Origin of the sequence: Pantoea stewartii subsp. stewartii, assembly GCF_008801695.1 — a bacterium.
Taxonomy (GTDB): Bacteria; Pseudomonadota; Gammaproteobacteria; order Enterobacterales; family Enterobacteriaceae; genus Pantoea; species Pantoea stewartii.
The window spans coordinates 21,173-27,823 of sequence record NZ_VZPF01000071.1; the positions used below are offsets into that span (position 1 = coordinate 21,173).

General features: G+C 51.3%; 8 protein-coding genes. 6 read left to right on the top strand and 2 right to left on the bottom strand.

Features of this window, described 5'->3' with window-relative positions; all coding sequences use genetic code 11:
- Positions 1–140: 140 nt before the first annotated feature.
- Positions 141–677: a YniB family protein gene (locus tag F7Q90_RS19080; protein ID WP_006118949.1), complete on the top strand. Its 537-nt coding sequence runs from the start codon at positions 141–143 to the stop codon at positions 675–677.
- Positions 678–681: 4 nt separating this feature from the next.
- Here F7Q90_RS19080 and F7Q90_RS19085 read toward each other — a convergent pair whose 3' ends face one another.
- Together F7Q90_RS19085 and ghoS are read right to left on the bottom strand one after the other, a co-directional pair.
- Positions 682–1,575, bottom strand: a complete 894-nt coding sequence (locus tag F7Q90_RS19085) for a fructosamine kinase family protein (RefSeq protein ID WP_006118950.1) — start codon at positions 1,573–1,575, stop codon at positions 682–684.
- 79 nt (positions 1,576–1,654) lie between these two features.
- A complete protein-coding gene (gene ghoS, locus F7Q90_RS19090) occupies positions 1,655–1,957 on the bottom strand; it encodes a type V toxin-antitoxin system endoribonuclease antitoxin GhoS (protein ID WP_006118951.1) in 303 nt (100 codons plus the stop codon).
- 351 nt (positions 1,958–2,308) lie between these two features.
- Between ghoS and F7Q90_RS19095 the strand changes: the two genes are divergently transcribed.
- From F7Q90_RS19095 to rplT, 5 genes are all read left to right on the top strand, one after another.
- Complete coding sequence (locus tag F7Q90_RS19095; protein ID WP_006118952.1) at positions 2,309–3,070, top strand: DUF481 domain-containing protein; 762 nt, start codon at positions 2,309–2,311, stop codon at positions 3,068–3,070.
- 246 nt (positions 3,071–3,316) lie between these two features.
- Positions 3,317–5,245, top strand: a complete 1,929-nt coding sequence (gene thrS, locus F7Q90_RS19100) for a threonine--tRNA ligase (protein WP_006118953.1) — start codon at positions 3,317–3,319, stop codon at positions 5,243–5,245.
- Between the two features lie 3 nt (positions 5,246–5,248).
- A complete protein-coding gene (gene infC / locus F7Q90_RS19105; RefSeq protein WP_006118954.1) occupies positions 5,249–5,800 on the top strand; it encodes a translation initiation factor IF-3 in 552 nt (183 codons plus the stop codon).
- Positions 5,801–5,900: 100 nt separating this feature from the next.
- Positions 5,901–6,098, top strand: coding sequence for a 50S ribosomal protein L35 (rpmI, locus tag F7Q90_RS19110; protein WP_006118955.1), 198 nt, complete (start codon positions 5,901–5,903; stop codon positions 6,096–6,098).
- 44 nt (positions 6,099–6,142) lie between these two features.
- Entirely contained in the window at positions 6,143–6,499 is a 357-nt protein-coding gene (rplT, locus tag F7Q90_RS19115) for a 50S ribosomal protein L20 (protein ID WP_006118956.1), read from the top strand.
- Positions 6,500–6,651 lie beyond the last annotated feature (152 nt).

The window sequence follows — 6,651 nt, forward strand, 5'->3', positions numbered from 1 at the left end:
AAAAGTTCAGGCTACCTTAGCATGAACACAGGGTTGGTGCGCAGATGAGGCGAAACGGGCGCAGACCGCTCTTTTTTTTGGGAAAATTCTGCAAGGGCAGGTAGACTGAAGCAAATGGGATTTTGGGTTCAGGAGATATCATGACCTATCAACAGGCTGGCCGCATTGCCATCCTTAAGCGTGTCGCTGGCTGGGTGATTTTTTTACTCGCGTTGCTGTCTACCATCATTTCACTGCTGAGCTTTTTGTTTAAGCACAGTGAAAAGAAACCCGGTATTGATGCCGTGATGCTGGATTTCATTCATGTCATGGTGGATATGATTCGCTTTAATACGCCGTTTCTGAATGTGTTCTGGCAAAACTCACCGGTGCCCGAGTTCAATGGACAGATGAATCTGGGCTTCTGGTTTATCTATATTTTGATTTTTGTCGGGCTGGCGCTGGAAGCGTCCGGTGCGCGCATGGGACGTCAGGTGCGCCATGTGCGGGAAGGGATTGAAGATCAGATGATTCTTGAGCAGGCAAAAGGCAGCGATGGCCGGACCCGGCAGCAGCTGGAAGAAAAGGTACGGGTCCCGCGCCACACCATTTTTCTGCAGATTTTCCCGCTCTACATCCTGCCGCTGGTGATTGCCATCGCCGGTTACTTTCTGCTTTCTCTGCTCGGTTTTCTCTAAACGATCAGGCCGGTTTCACCTGACCGGCTGCCCGTGCATCGTCATCCAGCAACTGGCCCACGGCAAACTGCGCCGCGCCCAGCCAGTTGCCGCCAAACACGTTGGCCCGGTTCAGGAGATAGTAAAGCTGATAAACCGGCTGACGCTGCGAAAAGCCATCGGGTAACGGCCAGCTCTGGTGATAACCGTCAAAGATCGCCTTTGGCAGATCGGTAAACCAGCTCAGCATCGCCAGGTCGCATTCCCGGTCGCCCCAGTAACAGGCAGGATCGAAAATCCAGGGGCCAGTCTCGCTGCCCGCACAGTTAGCTGGCCACAGATCGCCGTGGAGCAGGGAAGGTTGAGGGGGATGGGACGCCAGGGTCCGTTGCACACAATCAATAATCCGTTCGGCATCGCCGTACAGAATGCCTTTCTCAGCGGCAATCTGCAGTTGCCAGCCGATTCGTTGCTCCGCAAAGAAAACTGACCAGCGCCGCAACCAGCTGTTGGGCTGTGGCGTAGAGGTCAGATTATTATCGAAATCAAACCCGAACTGAGGTTGCTCGCTCCACTGATGCAGACGCGCCAACTGCTGGCCTAACTGGTAGGCGCTCTGCGGATCCAGGGGCTGAGGTTTGATATATTCCAGCAGCAGGAAACTGTAGTCACGATCGCTGCCAACGCCATAAACGTCCGGAACGCGGACCGTCTGGGTACGGCGCAGCAGGGCGAGTTGATCGGCTTCCCAGCTAAACAGGGACACTTTATCGCGGCTGTTGCACTTCACAAACACATCCTGCTCACCATAGCGGATGAGCCAGGCGGGATGAACATCACCCCCGGGGAGTTCGTGACGTTGGGTAATTTCGGCGTTGCCAAATTGCTCGTTTAACAGACGACTAATGGCTGACCACATCGGGTTATCCTCTTTATTCGCTGCCTGAGTTCAATTGTAACGCGGACGCACGCGATAAAAACCTGCGCGTGTGCACAGACTAGTCTGCGGCACCTGTTGCTTGGCGCAAAAAGTCGTCAAGCGTGGTCAACGTCACGTCGGGTTTCTGGCCCAGCGCGCTTTCGCCCGCGGCAAGAGCCTGCTGTTTTAGCGCGGCCTCATCCAGTGTGGTGACAATGCCAAAACTGTTGGTGCCAAGCTCATGGGCGGTGCCACTGTCATCCATTAACGTGGTAGAGAAGCCCCCTGATGTCAGAGCACCGGTCAGGTTCAGAACGTCACTGAGTCCGGCTTCCTGATAATGAAAGGTCACGACATAGCGATGTAGATCTCCACTGCTCATTTTGCACCTCGAAAGGGTTAAATATCACACAGCGTAGTACAGGGTGAAAAAACAGGCGAATAATGAAGGGGATGAGCCAACAATTCGGACTAAACTGTTTACCGTTTGTGCGGATGCGGGCGACCCGAACGTATGTAAATCTTGTAAACGAACAGATGTTATTTGGCAAAAACAACTCTATAATGCGCGCCGAACTCAGGTTAACGTCCAGCAAATACGGGACGTTACGCTAATGCATGATGTTCTGAGCGAATTCATATCTCTTTACAAAAGTTACGGTAAAGGGGATTGATCGCACCGGGAAACCCTTCAGAATCTTCGTTTTCAAAACTGTTGCACGGATCACACTTAATGAACGCCTTTAACAAGCTGTCTGCTGTTCTACTGCTCTCTGCCGGAGCGTTTTGTCACCAGGCGCTGGCCGATAACGCGGTCTTCACTGCGATGGATGACCCTTCAACGGCGAAAAAGCCTTTTGAAGGATCGGCCTCTGCAGGCTACCTGGCGCAAACCGGTAACACCACCAGCTCATCGTTGACCGCACAGACCAACATGACCTGGTATACAGAATCAATGGCCTACAGCTTGTGGGGCAATGCCGCGAATACCTCTGCAAACGATGAGCGCTCGTCCGAAACCTATAACGTAGGTGCGCGTTCGCGTTACAACATGAGCGCCTATGACTACCTGTTTGGTCAGGCAAGCTGGTTAAGTGACCGTTACAATGGTTATGACGGACGCGATGTCCTGACCGCCGGTTATGGTCGTCAGATCCTGAATGGCCCGGTGCATTCACTGCGTGCGGAATTCGGTCCTGGTGTCCGTTACGACGATTACCGTGAAGGTGGACATAAAACGCAGGCGCTGGCTTACGGTGCGGTGAGCTACCAGTGGCAGCTGACAGATACCACCAAATTCATTCAGGGTGTTTCCGTGCTGAGCTCACTGGGTGACGATACGACAGTGAACTCTGAAACGGGCTTACAGGTAGCGATTAACGACCATTTCGCCCTGAAACTGGCGTATAACGTCACCTGGAACAACAATCCACCTGAGTCTGCGCCCGACCATACGGATACCAAAACCACGGTCATGCTGACGTACGCGATGTAATCCGCGTTAACTCTGTCTGACGGAGAAGCGGTCTGGCCTGGGGCCTGGCCGCTTTTTTTGATCTGTCTGAGAGTTAGTGGAAAGGCATGGGTTTTGCTCACTTCTGAAAACTGCTATTATTCGTGCCGCATCAACTTCCTGGCGACATTCCGACAATGTGGGTCTGATTTCACGCCAGGTGAATCAAACTACTCAATTTTGTATGTAGGCTTTCGTGTGGCTTACCACTGCAACTAAGGACATTCTATGCCTGTAATTACGCTTCCTGATGGCAGCCAGCGCACTTATGATCGCCCTGTCAGCGTGATGGACATCGCGCTTGATATCGGCCCCGGTCTGGCCAAAGCCTGTATCGCCGGACGAGTGAACGGTGAACTGGTCGATGCGGTTGATCCCATCACCGACGACGCGTCTGTCGCCATTATTACTGCAAAAGACGAAGCGGGTCTTGAAATCATCCGTCACTCTTGCGCGCACCTGTTAGGCCATGCCATTAAGCAGCTGTGGCCCGACACGAAAATGGCTATTGGTCCGGTTATCGACAACGGTTTCTACTATGATGTCGACATCGATCGCACGCTGACCCAGGAAGATATTGAGCTGCTGGAAAAACGCATGCATCAGTTGGCTGAGACCAACTACGATGTCGTGAAGAAGAAGGTCAGCTGGCAGGAAGCGCGCGATGTCTTCGCGGCGCGGGGTGAAGTCTATAAGACCACCATCCTGGACGAGAATATCAGCCATGATGATCGCCCTGGGCTGTATCATCATGAAGAATACGTCGATATGTGCCGCGGTCCGCACGTACCGAATATGCGTTTTTGTCACCATTTCAAACTGCAGAAAATTTCAGGCGCCTACTGGCGTGGCGACAGCGACAACAAAATGTTGCAGCGCATCTACGGCACTGCCTGGGCCGATAAAAAGCAGCTGTCTGCCTATCTGCAGCGTCTGGAAGAAGCGGCGAAGCGCGACCACCGTAAGATCGGTAAACAGCTCGATCTCTACCATATGCAGGAAGAAGCGCCGGGTATGGTTTTCTGGCATAATGACGGCTGGACAATTTTCCGTGAACTGGAAGTGTTCGTCCGCAGTAAGCTGAAAGAGTACCAGTACCAGGAAGTAAAAGGTCCGTTCATGATGGACCGCGTGCTGTGGGAAAAAACCGGCCACTGGGAAAACTACAAAGATGCGATGTTTACGACCTCTTCGGAGAACCGTGAGTACTGCATCAAGCCAATGAACTGCCCGGGTCATGTGCAAATCTTTAATCAGGGGCTGAAATCCTATCGCGATTTGCCACTGCGTATGGCCGAGTTCGGGAGCTGCCACCGTAATGAACCCTCAGGTGCGTTACATGGTCTGATGCGCGTTCGTGGCTTTACTCAGGATGATGCCCATATTTTCTGTACGGAAGATCAACTGCGCGCCGAAGTGAACAGCTGTATCCGCATGGTTTACGACATGTACAGCACCTTTGGCTTTGAAAAGATCGTGGTGAAACTGTCTACCCGTCCTGAAAAACGCATCGGTTCTGATGAAACCTGGGATCGTGCAGAAGAGGATCTGGCTGCGGCGCTCAATGAAAACAACATTGCGTTTGAATACCAGCCGGGTGAGGGCGCCTTCTACGGCCCGAAAATTGAATTTACTCTATACGATTGCCTTGACCGTGCCTGGCAGTGCGGAACAGTTCAGCTAGACTTTTCCCTGCCTAAACGTCTGGATGCCACCTACGTGGGTGAAAACAACGATCGTCAGACGCCCGTGATGATTCACCGTGCGATTCTGGGGTCGATGGAACGCTTTATCGGTATTTTGACCGAAGAGTTTGCCGGTTTCTTCCCTAGCTGGCTGGCACCAGTGCAGGCTGTGGTCATGAATATTACCGACGGTCAGGCAGAATATGTTGAGACTTTGACACGTAAATTGCAGAATGCTGGCATTCGTGTGAAAGCGGACTTGAGAAACGAGAAGATAGGCTTTAAAATCCGCGAGCACACATTACGTCGCGTCCCTTATATGTTGGTCTGTGGTGATAAAGAGGTGGAAGCTGGCAAAGTGGCCGTTCGCACCCGCCGTGGTAAAGACCTTGGGTCGATGGATGTCGATGTGTTTGTTGAGAAGCTGCAGCAAGAGATTCGCAGCCGCAATCTTCACCAATTGGAGGAATAAGGTATTAAAGGCGGAAAACGAGTACAACCTACGCGTCCGAATCGCATCAACAGTGAAATTCGCGCAACAGAAGTGCGCTTAACAGGCGTTGAAGGCGAGCAACTTGGTATTGTCAGTCTACGCGAAGCTTTGGAAAAAGCTGAGGAAGCGGGTGTAGATTTAGTTGAAATCAGCCCGAACGCCGAACCGCCGGTTTGCCGCATTATGGATTACGGCAAGTTCCTCTATGAAAAAAGCAAATCTTCTAAGGAACAGAAGAAGAAGCAAAAAGTTATTCAGGTTAAGGAAATTAAATTCCGTCCTGGAACCGATGATGGCGACTATCAGGTCAAACTACGCAACCTGATTCGCTTTCTGGAAGAAGGCGATAAAGCCAAAATCACGCTGCGTTTCCGCGGTCGTGAGATGGCGCACCAGCAGATCGGTATGGAAGTGCTTAACCGCGTCCGTAAAGACCTGTGTGATGATCTGGATTTGGCTATTGTCGAATCCTTCCCTTCGAAGATCGAAGGCCGCCAGATGATCATGGTGCTCGCACCTAAGAAGAAACAGTAGGCATTCAAGTAGCAATGACCGCGCAGCGCTTGCGTTGTGCGGTTTGTTGTTCGCCTGTATGGGTCATGTTATCAACAATGCGAAGTGGATATTTTTTAAAATGCCAAAGATTAAAACTGTACGTGGCGCGGCTAAGCGCTTCAAGAAGACCGCTTCTGGCGGCTTCAAGCGTAAACACGCGAACCTGCGTCATATTCTGACTAAGAAATCTACCAAGCGTAAACGTCACCTGCGTCCGAAAGGCATGGTGTCTAAAGGCGATCTGGGTCTGGTTGTTGCCTGCCTGCCGTACGCATAAGTAAATTTTTTTAATTAATTCAGAATATTAAACAGGAGAGCTAAATGGCTCGTGTAAAACGTGGTGTAGTTGCTCGCGCACGTCACAAAAAAATCTTAAAACAAGCTAAAGGTTACTACGGTGCACGTTCACGTGTTTACCGCGTTGCCTTCCAGGCTGTTATCAAAGCTGGTCAGTATGCTTACCGCGACCGTCGTCAACGTAAGCGTCAGTTCCGTCAGCTGTGGATCGCGCGTATCAACGCAGCGGCGCGTCAGAACGGTATGTCTTACAGCCGTTTCATCAATGGTCTGAAAAAAGCAGCCATTGAAATTGACCGTAAAATCCTGGCCGACATCGCTGTATTCGACAAAGTGGCATTCACTGCACTGGTAGAAAAAGCGAAATCAGCTCTGGCGTAAGTCAGTTGAAAAAGGGAGCTTGCTCCTGAGGGATCCCCACAAATTGACGCTAATAAACCAGCACCATTTTGTGGTAAACCCTTGTTAAATTGTTAAGAACGTCCTTCAGGGATATTCGCCTGAGCATTAGCGGAGAATGCCGTAAAATATTC